Here is a 15780-nt window from a genome sequence, read left to right as displayed (position 1 = left end):
TGGAAAAAACAAGTGATATGAATGAGATAATAGGTTTAAGCGCCTTTTATCGGCTTAGTATTTATCAACCAGATACCCAGCAGAATAAAAACTGCCCCCATGGTTTTCAGTAAAGTCGCGGGTTCATTAAACCAAGGCAGCAGTACGGCGGCCAGATAGACCAGTGCATAGCTAAGGCTCAGTAACGGATAGGCTCGATTGAGCGGCAGGTATCTTAACGCAAAAAACCAGCACAACATTGATAAAGCATAGCCCGTCAGCCCACAGATGACGGCGATGAGTTGGCTTAGGTGATTGGCTAAGAATTCGAAATTAATATCAGCCAATGAGATCAACGGGGTATGCATCATGCCCCACTTCAGCATTAACTGGGCCACAGTCACCAGCATCACGCTGCCAATGCCCCACAGATAGCCTTTCATCAGCGCCAACTTATTAATAGGATGCCAAACATAATGGTGGCAATCCCTAGCCAATGGCGGGATGTCGCCTTCTCGCCATAAAACAGCTGTGCGGCCAGCGTGACCAGCACGAAATTAAAGCTCAGTAGCGGATAGGCCACACTCAGCGGCAGATGTTGCAGTAACCGTAACCACAGCAACATCCCCAAACCGAGCAGCATGATGGCGGCGGCAAGCCAGCGCAGTGTCGGGGCCAGCCGCGCTTTCGGCGACCGCTCCCAGCATTGCGCGGCTTGTTTCTGACACAATTGGCCCGCGCAGGTCAATAAACTGACCATGACCAATAGCAGGTAACTTGTCATGGTGCCTTTTTGTACCACAAAAGTGCCAAACGATTCATCAGGTTAACCTTATCTGCTGCCGGTAAATAGGCCGGAATTGCCTCATCGCGAGATAGTTGCATCACCAAAGATACATCCCCTTGCTGCCTTGCCCTAGCCAGCCATTGACTGAAATCTTCGCCGCTGACGAACTGGTTTTTGCTGTCAGCATAGTTCAGCCCATAGGTCAGTTCACCCTTCTCACTGAGCATCAGTATATCGCTACGTTTTAATTGCCATGCTAATCCCGCAGCCACCCCCACACTGTCGGCCAGCACGTAGCGACTGCTATTGAGTTCGCTAAAATTATGCTTGATAAAGTTTTGTGGCTGTTTGGAATCAATGACTTGTTGCGGGATCAAATATCCCACCAGTAAAACAAACAGTAATGGGCACACCGCCGCCCAGCGCCAATGACGCGCATCATTGCGCCAGGTTATCAAGCCCACCAGCCCCCAGCCGGCAAAGGCAACTGTTGCAAGTACCACTTTTTGATGCTCTTGCGGCCCGTAAGCCACCAGACCACTCACTAGCCCCACGTCGATAACCAGCACCGCCAATGCACAAACCAATCCAAACAGGAAGTTGATGACACCATTAATCTTGAGCGCACGCATTCGCAAGTTGTTGGCACAATCTGTCGCATAGGCGGCCATCAGCATGGATAGCGGTGCCATACACGGCAGGATATAGGTCGGCAGCTTCCCCTTTGCCACACTGAAAAATAGCAACGGCATCAGTACCCAACTGAGTAAAAAGAACAGCTCAGGTCGTGCTACACGTTCACGCCACCCCTTGAGAAGTGCTCCTGGCAATAGCCCTAACCAGGGTAAAACACCCAGGCACAATATCGGCAGGTAGTACCAGAATGGGGCTTTATGTTGCGCATCTTTCTCGGCAAAGCGTTGAATATGCTCAATCCAGAAGAAGTAGTGCCAAAAATCAGGCTCGCGTTGTGCAATTGCCAATGCCCACGGCAAACTCAATAGCACCGCACTCACTATCGCGATTGGGCCAAAAATAAGCAGCTCTTTTACCCGTTTTTGCTGTATCACTATGGGCAGTACAGAGATGACGGGGATCGCCAACGCCAGAAAACCTTTGGTCATAAAACCCATCCCACAAGCAAGGCCGAGCAGCAGATATGCTCCAGCCTTCTGCGTCGACGTCTCTGCCCGCAGTGTGAGATAAAAACAGACCATTGAGGCGGTTAACCACAATGAGATCATTGGGTCCAGTACCGCATAAGTCCCGATACCAAACACCAGCAACATAGAGAGATAAATTAGTGTCGCCAACAGTGACGTAGCACGATTACGCCATAATAACGTCGCCAGCCAGTAGATTAATATGGCACTCAGCGCGGTGCTAAAAATTGAGCCAAACCGGACGGCGAAATTGGTGTCACCAAATATCCACTGGCTAATATTATTAAACCAATATCCCGCGATGGGTTTCTCAAAATAACGGATGCCCAGTAGATGCGGTACAATCCAGTCACCACGTTGCAACATCTCCCGGCTAATTTCTGCATAGCGCGTTTCGTCAGGTTGCCAAAATAGCCGGCTATTGACCGGTAATAGATATACCAGAGCAAAAAATAGCGACAGCACTACCGCTCCACTTCCTTTTAACAGTCTCATCCTGCACCCTTTATATCTGTCTGACATCCTAACCAGCCCTCTCGACCTGGAAAGGCTGCACGTACAACTTTACCCACAGGTAATAAATCCGAATTCTCGGGTAATAGTTCGCTGAGAGGACAAAACTGGATATTCTGTTTTTTTGCTCGAATCAATAACTGCTCAAACATCTGAGCCTGAGCCCCCCCTTCAACCTCGGCATGGATGGTATAAACCGGCACCCCCTGGTCACGTAACATGGCGGCAATAATAAAATCATTAAAATCTTCAGCGCGAACCTCACTCCCCACCACTTCATCGTAAGTCGGTAAAGTGACGGGGATCTGGACACTGCCTAAGCTGCCATCTGGCAGTTGTGGCCGGAAGGGGTGGGTACCACGACAATCGCTGTTATAACGGAAAGAAAATGGCTGTTTTACCGCTAAAACACGTTCATCGGCACGCCAACCCGCAGCTGCGGAGCAGGTAATCGGCTGCTGAATGCTCCGTTCTAATGCATCCACCCCCAATTGCACCTGCTCCGCCAGTTGCTGCATTGACCACGACGCAACTTTAGCCTGCCAGCCTTGGTGATCCCATGCGTGTAAGCCGACTTCATGCCCCGCCTGTAGCGTGCTTTTCATCACTGGCCCAAGGTCTTCAGCTATCTTTTTACCCGGCCAGGCGGTACCGGCCAGTAAAATATCCCAGCCATAAAGTGAGGCGGCGTTAGATCGCAGCATTTTCCACAGAAAACGCGGTCGGAAAAGACGCCATAAATGGCGCCCCATGTTATCCGGCCCAACACTAAAGAAGAAGCTGGCGCTAACATCATGCTTTGCCAATACGGCCAACAGTGAGGGTACGCCTTCCTTGGTGCCACGGTAGGTATCAACATCAATCCTCAGGCCAACTTGCTTCATACGTGATGATCGTCCTTTGAGCTTTCGTTCAGTTCAAGTACTGCGCCACGCAGGAAGAAATCCAAGGTTTCGGTGACGGTTTGTTGCAAGGCGACTTCAGGTTGCCAGTGTAAAATGCGGCGCGCATTGCGAATACTTGGCGTGCGGTACTCTACGTCCTGATAGCCTTTCCCATAATAGGCACTGCTTTCAATATCTTTAAAGCCAGCAAATGGCGGGAAATGGCCGCGTAACTCATGCTCTTCGAAGCTACTCAACAGCATTTCAGCTAACTCACGAATACTGGCTTCATTGGTTGGGTTACCAATGTTGATAATCTGACCATCACAGCATCCATCACGGTTCTCAATAATACGGAATAGCGCTTCAATGCCATCATGAATATCGGTAAAGCAGCGTTTTTGCGCACCACCATCAACCAGTTTAATCGGTGAGCCTTCGACCAGATTTAAAATAAGCTGAGTAATGGCGCGGGAGCTACCAATACGCGCAGCATCAAGATTATCCAAGCGCGGCCCCATCCAGTTGAAAGGACGGAACAGGGTGAATCTTAAATTTTCTTTCGCGCCATAGGCCCAAATCACGCGGTCCAACAACTGCTTAGAGACGGAGTAGATCCAGCGCTGTTTATTGATCGGCCCCACAATCAGTCGTGAACTATCTTCATCGAACTCTTTATCATCACACATACCATAAACTTCAGATGTGGATGGGAAGACAATACGCTTATTGTATTTAACGCAGTCGCGCACGATCTTCAGATTTTCTTCAAAATCTAATTCGAACACCCGTAGTGGATTGCGGGTATATTCGATCGGTGTAGCAATAGCAACCAGTGGCAAAATAACGTCACACTTCTTAATGTGGTACTCAATCCATTCGGAATGAATACTAATATCCCCCTCCACAAAATGGAAATAGGGGTTATTCAGGAAGCGGCTAATGGCGTCAGAACCAATATCCAGACCATAAACTTCGTAACGGTCATCGCGTAATAAGCGCTCGGTTAAGTGATTCCCGATAAAGCCATTCACGCCGAGAATTAACACGCGGGTCCGGCGTTTTAGGGTTTTGCTTGGTTTTCTGGCTAAACGCACGTCAGTGACAATACCCATCTCGAGTGCCAGGCGGTTGCCCTGAACGTACAAACCACTTTCACCTTGACCGGTCACAATCTCCAATGCCCCTTCACCACAAGCAACAATCAGTGGTGACGTCGACAGCACAGTGCCGGGCAATTTCCCGTGGGCCATATCCAGTGGACGGGCGCGCCAGATGATCAGTTTACGCTGGCCAAGATAACTGAAAGCACCGGGATAAGGTTCTGTTACGGCACGCACCAGATTATTGATAGCTGATGCTGACTGATGCCAATGAATCTCACCATCTGCTGCAGTACGACGGCCAAAATAGCTGGCTTCAGCTTCATTTTGTGGCGTCAGAGGCAGTGGCGCTTCTTTCATTTTAGGCAATAAATCACCTAATAAATTTTGAGAAGCATCACGCATTTTTCCATGTAATGTTAATGCGGTGTCTGCATCGCTAATGGCAACTTTATATTGACCCACTATCGGGCCTGCATCAGCTTTTTTTACCATTTGGTGCAGGGTCACACCTGTTTCACTCTCCCCCTTCACCAGCGCCCAGTTAATAGGTGCACGGCCACGATATTTAGGTAACAGCGAGCCGTGTAAATTAAATGCGCCGCGTGGTGCTAATGACAATATATCGTCACAAAGCATATTGCGATAATAGAAAGAGAATATGATATCAGGTTGCAATTGCTGAATACGCTCAATCCACAATGGGTGATTAACATCTTCCGGCGCAAATACCGGTAAATCTAAATCAGCGGCGACACGCGCCACTGAAGTAAAAAAGCGATTTTCATTGGGATCATCAGTATGGGTAAATACCGCCTGAATATCGTAACCCGCGTCAACCAGTGCTTTCAGACCTACACAGCCAATATCATGATAGGCAAATACAATCGCTTTCATTTTTCTATTTCCTGATTATTTTCGGTCTGCTCACCGCCGACCACTTTCTGTATGAAATAACGTGGGCGTGCACGTACATCGTTATAAATACGGCCGATATATTCACCGAGTAGCCCCATACCGACGAATTGAGCACCGATGAACATGAACAGCACGGCAAATAGCGTAAAGACACCACCGCCGGCCCATTCGGGGCCAAAGACCAAACGCAAAACCACCAGCAGCACCGCCAGCGTGAAGCCAGAGAGTGCAATGACACTGCCGACCAAGCTGAGCAGACGTAGCGGCGTCGTGGTTAGGCAGGTAATCAGGTCATACATCAGATTGATGAGTTTCATCAGGCTATATTTTGAGTCGCCAAATTCACGTTCAGCATGATGAACAGTAATTTCAGTGGTATGGCGGGCAAAGGTATTTGCCAGGATAGGAATAAAGGTACTGCGTTCGTGACAGTGTAACATTGCCTCGACAATATGGCGGCGGTAAGCTCGTAACATACAGCCATAATCCCCCATTGATTTCCCCGTCGCCCGTTGAATCAGCATGTTGATCATGCGGGAGGCCGTTTTACGAAACAGCGAGTCCTGACGGTTGGCGCGCACGGTGCCGACAACGTCATAACCCTCTTCCGCCACAGTGACCAGCCGAGGGATCTCTTCTGGCGGATTTTGCAGATCAGCATCAAGAGTAATCACCAGATCACCGCTGACCTGATTGAATCCCGCCATAATCGCCGAGTGTTGGCCATAGTTGCGATTAAGTAAAACCGCAATGATGCAGCTATCAGGCTCATTAGCCGCCACAGTCAAAATATCGGCGGAGTTATCACTGCTGCCATCATCGACCAGAATAATTTCATAAGGTTGAGTGAGTAATTTACAGGCCGCCGATGTTCTCTCAATTAATACCGGCAAGCTCTCTTGCTCGTTATAAACCGGGATAACCACGGAGACTTTCTTGATCGCTTTATTTTGTAACACGGTGCGGCCCTATAATAGTTGTCAGTGCATCAACCACCCGATCAACATCGCTATCCAGCATGTCGGGGAAAAGGGGCAATGTGCATAATCTGGCAGAGTTCCATTCGGTATGAGGTAAATTCAGCTGTGGGAAACGTTCGCGATAATATTTTTGGGTATGTGCCGCACGAAAATGTAAGCCCGTGCCAATCCCTAACTCTTGCAGTTGCGCCATCAGCGAATCACGGCTAAGACCACAACGCTCCTCGTCGACGCGGACCATAAATAGATGCCATGCATGTTGATGGGGATAGTGAGGAACAGCCAGTGGTTGCAAGGGAGAACCCGCTAATGCCGCATGATAGCGAGCGACAAGCTCCTGACGGCGGGCGTTGATTGCAGCTAAGCGCTGGAGTTGCACCACGGCAATAGCGGCGTGAATATCCGATAAATTGTATTTATAGCCCGGTTCGACAACTTCAGCCTGTGGGCTGCGGCCCTGAACCTGACGATCAAAAGCATCCACGCCCAAACCATGAAACTTAAGCCGACGAACTTTCGCCGCTAACTCATCATCATCAGTCGCAATTAAGCCACCTTCAGCACAGGTGATATTTTTGATAGCATGGAAGGAGAAAATAGCCGTACCTTTTTCGCCAATCCATTGATTTCTATAGCGAGTCCCAACAGCATGGGCCGCGTCTTCAATCAATGGAATCCCTCGTTGCAAAGCAATAGCTCGCAAAGCATCAAGATCACAGGGTGCGCCGGCGTAATGTACCGGGATAATAGCTTTGGTTTTTGGTGTAATAGCCGCTGCAACATCGGCGGCGCTGACCATTAACGTGTCGCGATCGACATCAACCATCACCGGCTCCGCGCCGAGTAGCACGATCATGTTTAGGGTTGACACCCAAGTCTGTGACGGCGTAATCACTTCATCGCCCGGACCAATCCCCAGCGCCATCAGCGTGAGATGCATCCCCGCAGTCGCAGAGCAGACGGCGACCGCATGTTTGCAGCCAAACGTCGCGCAAAAATCCGTTTCTAACTGCTGATTCTGTGGGCCGGTGGTGATCCAACCAGAACCTAGCACTTTGACTACCGCGTTAATTTCGTCGCTGCCAATCGCTGGGCGCGAAAAAGGCAAAAAATTCTGCATTAATAAATCCCTAGAGTACTTTGCGCTTCTGGCAACTATAGGCCCGAATAAGTTAACGAAAACTAAACGCCACTCAGATAGAGTCGTGAGCTACTAGGGGGAAACTCTAGTTCATTAACCTTAAACGAACCTTAAGAAAAGAGGGTTTAGCGGATATATTCAAAATAATAACCATAAATATCAGATTGAGATTTATCCAAAAAAATCAAAACTATAATAAAATAGATGGCACTCTTTTATCGTGACCACTCAATTAATTAGGCTGCTTAGAAAATATTGAGGTGAAAGCTATAATAATTATAATTAGAGATTATAAATATGGAATATTGATTATTTGCTAGCGATAGAGAGGAATAAGTCAGCGCAACTCTTAAATCTTTTTTGTAATAATCCAATTCTGCTGATTAAAACTGTGAATTTGGAAGTCGACTTCGAATACCTCCGATAAGGTAGCGGTTTGCATTACCTGCTGAGTCTCCCCTTGGGCAAGCACCTTTCCACCCGCCATTAACCACACCTGATCGGCCTGCTGCAAGGTATGGTTAAGGTCATGGGCCGTGATAATTGCGCTACGACCCATCGCACAAAATTTATGCAGCAATTCATCTAGCGCCACTTTTTGCGCCACATCTAAGCCCGTATAAGGCTCATCAAGCAGCAACAATTGACTCTCGGGATTGATATCTGGCCACACTTGCAAGAATATCGCCGCCAAACGAACACGTTGCCACTCACCACCGGAGAGCTGTGACAGCATTCGTCGGAGTTTGTCGCTCAGGCGTAATTGGCTGCAGAGATAGCCAATCGTCGCCGCTGCCGCATCTGGGTCAACCCCTGCGGGCTGATAAAGCGCAAGATATTGGAAAACCGGCATAATGGTCAGCGCCGACTGCTGTTGGCTTAAATAGGCCCGCAACCGGGCCAATTCATGCCCTGAATAGAGAGGTAGAGATTTACCCGCCAGCACAATATCTCCAGCCGCAGGTAATAGGCCCGCTACTGCTGCCAGCAGGGTGCTTTTCCCTGCCCCATTCGGGCCAATCACATGAATTTGCCGCCCAGCAGTCACCTGAGTAGAAAAAGGTGCAAGGCGGGTATCTACACTGAGATTGCTGAGCTGCAATAGCTTCAAAATGACTTTTTCATCCGTAAATCAGTGACTAGCCAATGCTTGCTTAATGGCGGCAATCAGCAGCGGATCTTCTGGCGTCATATCAGGCGCAAAGCGCTCAAGCACCACGCCATCGCGGCTAATCAGGAACTTTTCAAAATTCCATAGAATATCACCCGCTTGTTTTGGCTCACGCCCTTTGCTCGCTAACCGCTGATAAAACTCGCTCCCTTCAGGTTTTACCGCCACCGATTTAGCGGCGATCAACTGCTGATAGAGTGGGTGCCGTTGTGGGCCATTGACTTCGATTTTACTGAACATCGGGAATTCAACACCAAATGTCCCGCGGCAAAAAGCCTGGATCTCCTCATCACTGCCCGGTTCCTGCCCGGCAAACTCATTGCTGGGGAAACCTAAGACCTCAAAACCTTGCCCATGATAGGTTTTATAAAGACTCTCTAGCCCTTCATACTGCTTAGTCAGACCACACTGAGAGGCCACATTAACCACTAACAGAACCGAACCTTTATACTTTTCTAGTTGCACCGATTGATGATCAATGGTGTTGACTGGGATGGAATAAATTGGATTACTCATCAGGAAGGCCCCTTATTCAGCAATGAAAAACAGATAAACTGACAATAATATGAATGGGTAACAGGCCGATCACTTTACACTTTTCACCCGTGTCAGCAACCAGATAAATAGCGGCGAGCCGAGTGTCGCGGTGACCACGCCAATGGGTAATTCTGCCGAGAATAGAGCGATACGCGCGATAACATCAGCCAATAGCAGTATCCCGCCGCCCGCCAAAGCACAACCCACTAATAGACGCCGTTGGTCGGTTAAGCCAGTCAATCGTAAAATATGGGGGATAACAAGACCAATAAAACTGATCACGCCAGCTAAAGCAACACTGATACCGACCAGTAAACCAATAGCCAGCACCAATAAATTCCGCCATAAGTGGAGGGGAATACCCAGTTGTCTGGCTTGTTGTTCACCCAGTGACATAAAATTAAGTACTCGCCCTTGGCAACAGAGCCATATGACAATCGGCAGTAGCGCAATAACCAACCCTTGATGGCGCCAGTCAATCCCGCTGAACCCGCCCATCATCCAATACATTAATTGGCGTAAATCCAAGCTGGTGCTGAAGTAGACAGCCCACGTCATAATGGCGCTGCAAACAATCCCTAAGGCAACGCCAACCAGTAGCAGACGGGCGTTGGTCAGTAATCGTCTACGGGCGAATCCGAGCAGAAGCACAGTCATAAATAGGGCCCCGGCAATCGCGCAAGCACTTAAGAACCAGATGGGCAGCAGCCCGTGGCCCAGTAACACGGCCATCACCAGCGCTACCCCCGCGCCATTGGCTACCCCTAATAAGCCCGGCTCGGCTAATGGATTTTCGAACAGTGCCTGCATCACCGCACCGGAGACGGCAAGACTCGCGCCAACCATCATCACCGCTAATGCTCGGGGCAAACGCAACTGCCAAACAAATAGTTGCCCGCTGTCGCTCAGCCACTGAGTCGGCAAAATCCAAACATCACCGGCACACAAACTGACGACCAGCGCCAATAGCAGCATCACCATCAAGCCCCAGAGGTAACGGTGATCACGCTGTTGTTGCCGCTGTTGGAGTGCGGTAAATAGTGGGTGGGTCTGCATTATATTCTCGGCCATCGCCTCAGGATTTACCTGAAAATGTCTGATATCCATGATTAGGCATAGATAGTAGGGGGTTAACGCGATAAGGGGAAGTTTTGCATGAAAAAAGTCAAATGAAGGGGGATCGTGCCGTTGGGGTCGAAGTGGCGTGAGCCACCGACGTGCCCCTAGGTGCGGTAACCCCTTCACTCACTGAGCTATCAGCAGCTTTGTCATTAACCTCAAGGGGCATTGAATGCCCCCTTTGTTGTTCTGTTTAACTGTACTTGTACCTAACGGCGAGCATCCGCCAAATCACTTGGCATGGTACCTTGCATACTGTGCCAGATAGCCCCGCTCTCTTTGCCATAAGCTCGCAGACAATCCAGCACCTGATCATAGGCTTTCTCATCACAGAGTGACGACAGCTTGCTGTAGAAGGTTAGTGCCAGCTTGCGGGCCTCAGGATTGGAGAAGTAGTAACGCCCAACGCGGGTATAGAGCCCTTTCATGCCATTGAGGATCAAACCATAAATCGGATTACCTGAAGCGAAAGCCAACCCACGGAAAATGCCGTAATCCAGTGCAGTAAATGCCTCTGAGCTGTCATCAACCGTCAGAGCTTGCGCCAGAATTTCCTGCGCTTTTTCTGGATGATTGCGAATTGCAGTCCGGACAAAAATAGTCGCTATATTAGTTCGAACAGCCAGTAAGTTATCTATCAATTGTGGAACGCTATCGTGGTCAAGCCGCGCGAGTGTCTCCAATATATTGAGACCGGATGTCTCCCAAAAATTGTTTACTTTCGTCGGTTTACCATGCTGAATAGTGAGCCAGCCATCGCGGGCTAGCCGTTGCAGCACTTCGCGCAATGTTGTGCGGGTCACTCCAATTAGCTCTGAAAGTTCACGCTCCGCGGGCAAAATAGTGCCTGGAGGGAAGCGATTATTCCAAATACTTTCAATAATATACTCTTCCGCGAAACCGGCAGGACTTTGCGCCTTTATAACCATATTTTTGACGTTCCGTAGCGATACATATCAGCGATTTAGTGCGCTCATCATACCAGACGACTCTACCCTGATATAGCGCCAGAATCGTACAAACGTTGAAAGTAGTCATAAAGTTGCAAAAATTGTGCAGATGTAATGATGGGCAGACTATACGCATTGCTTTTAGATGAATGACGTAAAGTAAAACGTAACTTTGAATGCCAATAGCGCCATAATAATTTATTTAAGGAGACCATAATTCACAATGGATATGACCATTAGACAAGCGGTACTCAAGAACTTTCTCGGCAACTCACCGGATTGGTACAAATTGGCCATTGTCGGGTTTCTTATCATTAACCCGCTGGTGTTTTTCTTTGTCAGCCCGTTTATCGCTGGCTGGATGCTGGTGATTGAGTTTATCTTTACGCTGGCAATGGCACTAAAATGTTATCCCCTGCAACCGGGTGGATTATTAGCCATTCAGGCCATTGCCATCGGCATGACTAGCCCACATCAAGTTGCAGAAGAGATTGCCAGCAATCTGGAAGTGCTGTTACTGCTGGTATTTATGGTAGCGGGCATCTACTTTATGAAGCAGTTGCTACTGTTTGTATTTACTAAACTTTTACTGAATATCCGTTCAAAAATAGTTCTCTCATTAGCCTTCTGCATCGCCTCCGCTTTTCTTTCTGCCTTCCTGGATGCATTAACCGTTATTGCGGTAGTCATTAGCGTATCCGTTGGTTTTTATACTATTTATCACCATGTTGCATCGAATCATACCGATAAAGACATTACCGATGACAGCTGGATCGATAATCAAGAGAATCGTAAAACGCTGGAGCAATTCAGGGCATTTTTACGCAGTCTGATGATGCATGCGGGTGTAGGCACGGCACTGGGCGGTGTGATGACCATGGTCGGTGAGCCACAGAATCTTATTATCGCCAAAAGTGCCGGCTGGAATTTTGCTGAGTTCTTTATACGAATGCTACCCGTCACACTGCCAGTATTGTGCTGCGGATTACTGGTCTGCCTGCTGGTCGAGCGCTTCAAACTCTTTGGTTATGGTGCCGAGCTACCTGACCGTGTTCGCCAGGTACTGACCGATTACGATAAGCAAGCCAGCGCAAAACGCAGCCGGCAGGAGAAGGCAAAACTCCTGACTCAAGCACTGATTGGTGTTTGGTTGGTTCTGGCGTTGGCACTACATATCGCCGAAGTGGGGTTGGTCGGGTTATCGGTGATTATTCTCGCCACCTCGCTCTGTGGTATCACTAATGAACATGCCCTGGGTAAAGCCTTTCAGGAGGCGTTGCCGTTTACCGCGCTGCTCACCGTCTTTTTCGCGGTAGTCGCAGTAATCATTGAGCAAAGTCTATTCACCCCCATTATACAGTTTGTGTTGCAGGCCTCACCATCAGCACAGTTATCACTGTTTTATCTGTTTAATGGCTTGCTCTCCTCGGTTTCGGATAATGTCTTTGTCGGCACCGTCTATATCAATGAGGCCCGTACCGCGTTTGAACATGGCGTTATTTCACTTAAGCAGTTTGAGTTTCTGGCGGTCGCCATCAATACCGGGACTAACCTCCCCTCCGTTGCCACCCCTAATGGTCAGGCCGCGTTCCTGTTCTTGCTGACCTCCGCGCTGGCACCACTTATTCGCCTTTCGTATGGTCGTATGGTGTATATGGCTCTGCCCTATACCATCGTGATGACCATTGTCGGTCTGTTGGGTGTTGAATATTTATTAGTCCCAGTAACAGAATGGATGACACAAAATGGCTGGATAAGTTTGCCTCATATCGTGGCAGGGGTTAGCATCACACACTGATTACTTGCATAATAGTCTCAGCCAGTTCTACACTTTTCCTCGCTACGAAGGGCGTTGATTAACTTCGGGGAATTATGAGCTGGCAAAACAAACCAATATCTCACCCAAAGTAAAATTTATGCCAGTGATAGGTTGTCACGCGCGAGAAATCGCTGATTTTTGGCTAATTTTACCTTTGGGTAGCTGGCAGCAAAGATGATTTGGTTTACACTGCCGGTACAATTGCTTACTGCATGGAAAATAAAGATATGTTGCAATTCCTTAACCGCTGCTCTAAAGGGCGCGGTGCTTGGCTATTAATGGCCCTGACTGCACTTGCACTAGAATTGATTGCGCTCTATTTTCAACACGTGATGTTGTTACAGCCTTGCGTAATGTGTATCTACGAACGTGCTGCTTTATTCGGCATTCTTGGTGCGTCGTTGTTGGGTGCGATTGCGCCCAAATCACCACTGCGCTATCTGGCTATTTTTATCTGGATCTACAGCGCATGGCGAGGGGTTCAACTAGCCTGGGTTCACACCATGCTGCAACTGCACCCTTCACCTTTCACAACCTGTGATTTCTTTGTCAGCTTCCCTTCTTGGTTACCATTGGATAAATGGTTACCTGCGGTATTTGTTGCCAGTGGCGACTGCTCAGTAAAACAGTGGGAATTTCTGTCATTAGAAATGCCACAGTGGTTGGTAGGGATCTTTGCTGCGTATTTAGTGATTGGTCTATTAGTTCTGATCAGCCAATTCGTTAAACCGAAAAGACGCGATCTGTTTGGCCGATAGTTTTTATACATATCTTTATCTATCAATGGCGCCACTCGGCGCCATTGGTTTTAATAAATACCCGTTCCACGATTAATTAACGAATAATGCCCCGTGCCGAGCGGGAAAAGAAAGGCTTATAGGCGTGCAGTATTTGCCACTCTTTCGCGAGAAGTTCAATTTCAATATTCACCTCCGCCACCCGCTTACCGGTATGATAAATAAGCTGATAGGCATTTTTAACTGCTTGCCAGTCGCAACTATCCAGCCAATCAGGCCCCATCGCCAAATCCCTGACCCCCACGGGCGCAGCACGATTACCTTCAGCAATAACATAAGGCGGGATATCTTGCACCACACAGGAACCGGTGTTGACTAGCGCATAAGTGCCGATAACACAAAACTGATGTACTGCACTTGCGGCGGCAATAATGGCGAAATCATCGACCTCAACATGCCCCGCCAACCCCACATTTGACTCTAATAAACAGTGGCTGCCTATTACGCAGTCATGGCCAATATGCACGTGACTCATCAGATTATTATCATCACCGATGCGCGTTATACCAACACCTTGTATTGTGCCGCGATGAATGGTGACATTTTGTTGAATCAAATTGCGATCACCAATAATAACCCGAGTATCTTCACCCTGATATTTAAGATCCTGATTAACCTCACCGATGGAGGAGAATTGTCCAATATTATTGTCACAGCCAAGCTCGGTATTACCATTAATGACAATATGTGATTTAAGTACCGTGCCAGAACCAATAGTGACTTGAGCGCCAATGTGACAAAAGTGACCAATTTGTACATTCGCACCAATCACCGCCCCCTTCTCAATAATTGCAGTAGCAGAAATTATCGCGGTGTTATCAATCAAGCTATTTAACTCTCTAGATAGAGGACTCACTTTACAACTTTGTGGGTAACTTTAACGTCAACTAGGGACTAATCCATCCATTGGTTTAATCAGATTTATAGATAAAAAAGGTCGCACAACTAAAAAAGGCCACCCTTTAGGCAGCCTCATCTCAATCTGATGATAAGCGAATTAAGCTTTGGTATGTGTGCAAATGTACTGGTTAGCCTGCTCACCATCAACAATAGCCAGTCGAATTGGCAATGCAGATATATTGAGGGAGGCAATAACCTGATCCTGACTATTTGCTTTCTGGAAGATTAATGACTCACCCTGACCTTCCGGATTCACTTTTACGAACTGAAATACCGACTTATCGATGGTCAATTGTTGATTAGGACCATCCAACACCGCAGAGAGACGACTCCCCTCTTTCAGCTGGCAATCAAGGTTAATTAATGAAGTCCCACCCGCCAGAGCCTGATGCGAAACACTACCTAAAGTCGCGGAGATGCCGATGATGACAGCGGCTAACGTTGAATATTTCATTTTATTAAGTTTCTTGGTTAAATTTCGGCGCTAGTATGCCACACCTAACCTATCAATAGGTAAGTGTTATCTGGCCCACTGAGGTTTATTAAGTATGTGATCTTGCCAGTCGATCACTTCACTTTCATGAACCGCAATATGGCGTACTGAGATACGTTCGCCATGCATGGCGGATTTTGAATGGGTGATTAGCGGGTGCCACTGGGGTAAGCCACGACCTTCGCCGATGAGCCGATAGGCGCAAGTTGGCGGTAACCAATCAAAAGTGACCAGATTTTCGCGAGTTAACTTGATGCAATCCTCTTCCAACTCAAAGCGGTGCTCATAGTTACGGCACTGGCAGGTTTTAATATTGAGCTGATCGCAGGCCACATTGGTGAAGTAGATTTCATCAGTGTCCTCATCAATCAGTTTGTTCAAACAGCATTGGCCGCAACCGTCGCACAGTGATTCCCATTCACTATCTGACATCTCAGCGAGTGTTTTTTGTTGCCAAAAAGGAAGTTGTGACATATCGGTATCCGGTGTAGATAAATGAGCGGGTCGTTATAGACGCTTTAGCGGT

16 protein-coding genes are annotated in these 15780 nt (G+C 48.1%); 2 read left to right on the top strand and 14 right to left on the bottom strand.

The genetic code is table 11. From position 1 onward, the window contains the following. Nucleotides 1-35: 35 nt before the first annotated feature. The 11 genes from arnF to fadR all read right to left on the bottom strand — a co-directional run bounded on the left by arnF (nucleotide 36) and on the right by fadR (nucleotide 11224). Entirely contained in the window at nucleotides 36-422 is a 387-nt protein-coding gene (arnF, locus tag FFE93_RS09525; RefSeq protein WP_005270260.1) for a 4-amino-4-deoxy-L-arabinose-phosphoundecaprenol flippase subunit ArnF, read from the bottom strand. Next, nucleotides 422-763, bottom strand: a complete 342-nt coding sequence (arnE, locus tag FFE93_RS09520) for a 4-amino-4-deoxy-L-arabinose-phosphoundecaprenol flippase subunit ArnE (RefSeq protein ID WP_138775066.1) — start codon at nucleotides 761-763, stop codon at nucleotides 422-424. Before arnE ends, arnF begins: the two co-directional genes overlap by 1 nt. Beyond that, nucleotides 760-2424 carry a lipid IV(A) 4-amino-4-deoxy-L-arabinosyltransferase gene (gene arnT / locus FFE93_RS09515; protein ID WP_138775065.1) on the bottom strand — a complete coding sequence of 555 codons (1665 nt, stop codon included), beginning with the start codon at nucleotides 2422-2424 and terminating at the stop codon, nucleotides 760-762. The genes arnE and arnT overlap by 4 nt, the downstream gene beginning before the upstream one ends. Further along, on the bottom strand, nucleotides 2421-3326 hold the full coding sequence (gene arnD / locus FFE93_RS09510; protein WP_138775064.1) for a 4-deoxy-4-formamido-L-arabinose-phosphoundecaprenol deformylase: 906 nt from the start codon (nucleotides 3324-3326) through the stop codon (nucleotides 2421-2423). The genes arnT and arnD overlap by 4 nt, the downstream gene beginning before the upstream one ends. Further along, nucleotides 3323-5326, bottom strand: coding sequence for a bifunctional UDP-4-amino-4-deoxy-L-arabinose formyltransferase/UDP-glucuronic acid oxidase ArnA (arnA, locus tag FFE93_RS09505; RefSeq protein WP_032896151.1), 2004 nt, complete (start codon nucleotides 5324-5326; stop codon nucleotides 3323-3325). The genes arnD and arnA overlap by 4 nt, the downstream gene beginning before the upstream one ends. Further along, on the bottom strand, nucleotides 5323-6306 hold the full coding sequence (gene arnC / locus FFE93_RS09500) for an undecaprenyl-phosphate 4-deoxy-4-formamido-L-arabinose transferase (protein ID WP_032896148.1): 984 nt from the start codon (nucleotides 6304-6306) through the stop codon (nucleotides 5323-5325). Before arnC ends, arnA begins: the two co-directional genes overlap by 4 nt. Then, complete coding sequence (gene arnB, locus FFE93_RS09495) at nucleotides 6293-7447, bottom strand: UDP-4-amino-4-deoxy-L-arabinose aminotransferase (protein ID WP_005270249.1); 1155 nt, start codon at nucleotides 7445-7447, stop codon at nucleotides 6293-6295. Before arnB ends, arnC begins: the two co-directional genes overlap by 14 nt. A 370-nt stretch (nucleotides 7448-7817) precedes the next feature. Continuing rightward, nucleotides 7818-8579, bottom strand: a complete 762-nt coding sequence (gene btuD / locus FFE93_RS09490; protein WP_049600167.1) for a vitamin B12 ABC transporter ATP-binding protein BtuD — start codon at nucleotides 8577-8579, stop codon at nucleotides 7818-7820. Nucleotides 8580-8600: 21 nt separating this feature from the next. Beyond that, nucleotides 8601-9155 (bottom strand): glutathione peroxidase, encoded by a 555-nt coding sequence (locus tag FFE93_RS09485; protein ID WP_049600164.1) that lies wholly within the window; start codon nucleotides 9153-9155, stop codon nucleotides 8601-8603. Nucleotides 9156-9224: 69 nt separating this feature from the next. Then, entirely contained in the window at nucleotides 9225-10232 is a 1008-nt protein-coding gene (gene btuC / locus FFE93_RS09480; protein WP_032896274.1) for a vitamin B12 ABC transporter permease BtuC, read from the bottom strand. Between the two features lie 272 nt (nucleotides 10233-10504). Then, complete coding sequence (fadR, locus tag FFE93_RS09475; RefSeq protein ID WP_005270241.1) at nucleotides 10505-11224, bottom strand: fatty acid metabolism transcriptional regulator FadR; 720 nt, start codon at nucleotides 11222-11224, stop codon at nucleotides 10505-10507. A gap of 244 nt (nucleotides 11225-11468) precedes the next feature. Between fadR and nhaB the strand changes: the two genes are divergently transcribed. After that, nucleotides 11469-13043 (top strand): sodium/proton antiporter NhaB, encoded by a 1575-nt coding sequence (gene nhaB, locus FFE93_RS09465; RefSeq protein ID WP_005270240.1) that lies wholly within the window; start codon nucleotides 11469-11471, stop codon nucleotides 13041-13043. A gap of 248 nt (nucleotides 13044-13291) precedes the next feature. Further along, entirely contained in the window at nucleotides 13292-13822 is a 531-nt protein-coding gene (dsbB, locus tag FFE93_RS09460) for a disulfide bond formation protein DsbB (protein WP_032896271.1), read from the top strand. 76 nt (nucleotides 13823-13898) lie between these two features. Here dsbB and lpxA read toward each other — a convergent pair whose 3' ends face one another. The 3 genes from lpxA to FFE93_RS09445 all read right to left on the bottom strand — a co-directional run bounded on the left by lpxA (nucleotide 13899) and on the right by FFE93_RS09445 (nucleotide 15728). Beyond that, entirely contained in the window at nucleotides 13899-14687 is a 789-nt protein-coding gene (gene lpxA, locus FFE93_RS09455; protein WP_049600161.1) for an acyl-ACP--UDP-N-acetylglucosamine O-acyltransferase, read from the bottom strand. A 171-nt stretch (nucleotides 14688-14858) separates the two neighbouring features. Continuing rightward, entirely contained in the window at nucleotides 14859-15215 is a 357-nt protein-coding gene (locus FFE93_RS09450; RefSeq protein WP_005270235.1) for a hypothetical protein, read from the bottom strand. Between the two features lie 66 nt (nucleotides 15216-15281). Then, entirely contained in the window at nucleotides 15282-15728 is a 447-nt protein-coding gene (locus FFE93_RS09445; RefSeq protein WP_005270233.1) for a YcgN family cysteine cluster protein, read from the bottom strand. Nucleotides 15729-15780 lie beyond the last annotated feature (52 nt).

The organism is Yersinia sp. KBS0713 (assembly GCF_005937895.2).
Lineage (GTDB): Bacteria > Pseudomonadota > Gammaproteobacteria > Enterobacterales > Enterobacteriaceae > Yersinia > Yersinia bercovieri.
Note: the sequence above shows the minus strand (reverse complement) of the source record. Positions and strands in the feature narration are given on the sequence as shown.

Excerpts from the sequence above, each read along its gene's own strand:
- nhaB (WP_005270240.1), top strand. The coding sequence starts at position 11,469 with ATGGATATGACCATTAGACAAGCGGTACTCAAGAACTTTCTCGGCAAC.
- FFE93_RS09450 (WP_005270235.1), bottom strand. The coding sequence starts at position 15,215 with ATGAAATATTCAACGTTAGCCGCTGTCATCATCGGCATCTCCGCGACT.
- FFE93_RS09445 (WP_005270233.1), bottom strand. The coding sequence starts at position 15,728 with ATGTCACAACTTCCTTTTTGGCAACAAAAAACACTCGCTGAGATGTCA.
- arnF (WP_005270260.1), bottom strand. The coding sequence starts at position 422 with ATGAAAGGCTATCTGTGGGGCATTGGCAGCGTGATGCTGGTGACTGTG.
- arnA (WP_032896151.1), bottom strand. The coding sequence starts at position 5,326 with ATGAAAGCGATTGTATTTGCCTATCATGATATTGGCTGTGTAGGTCTG.
- arnE (WP_138775066.1), bottom strand. The coding sequence starts at position 763 with ATGACAAGTTACCTGCTATTGGTCATGGTCAGTTTATTGACCTGCGCG.
- FFE93_RS09485 (WP_049600164.1), bottom strand. The coding sequence starts at position 9,155 with ATGAGTAATCCAATTTATTCCATCCCAGTCAACACCATTGATCATCAA.
- btuC (WP_032896274.1), bottom strand. The coding sequence starts at position 10,232 with ATGCAGACCCACCCACTATTTACCGCACTCCAACAGCGGCAACAACAG.
- dsbB (WP_032896271.1), top strand. The coding sequence starts at position 13,292 with ATGTTGCAATTCCTTAACCGCTGCTCTAAAGGGCGCGGTGCTTGGCTA.
- fadR (WP_005270241.1), bottom strand. The coding sequence starts at position 11,224 with ATGGTTATAAAGGCGCAAAGTCCTGCCGGTTTCGCGGAAGAGTATATT.
- arnT (WP_138775065.1), bottom strand. The coding sequence starts at position 2,424 with ATGAGACTGTTAAAAGGAAGTGGAGCGGTAGTGCTGTCGCTATTTTTT.
- arnD (WP_138775064.1), bottom strand. The coding sequence starts at position 3,326 with ATGAAGCAAGTTGGCCTGAGGATTGATGTTGATACCTACCGTGGCACC.
- arnB (WP_005270249.1), bottom strand. The coding sequence starts at position 7,447 with ATGCAGAATTTTTTGCCTTTTTCGCGCCCAGCGATTGGCAGCGACGAA.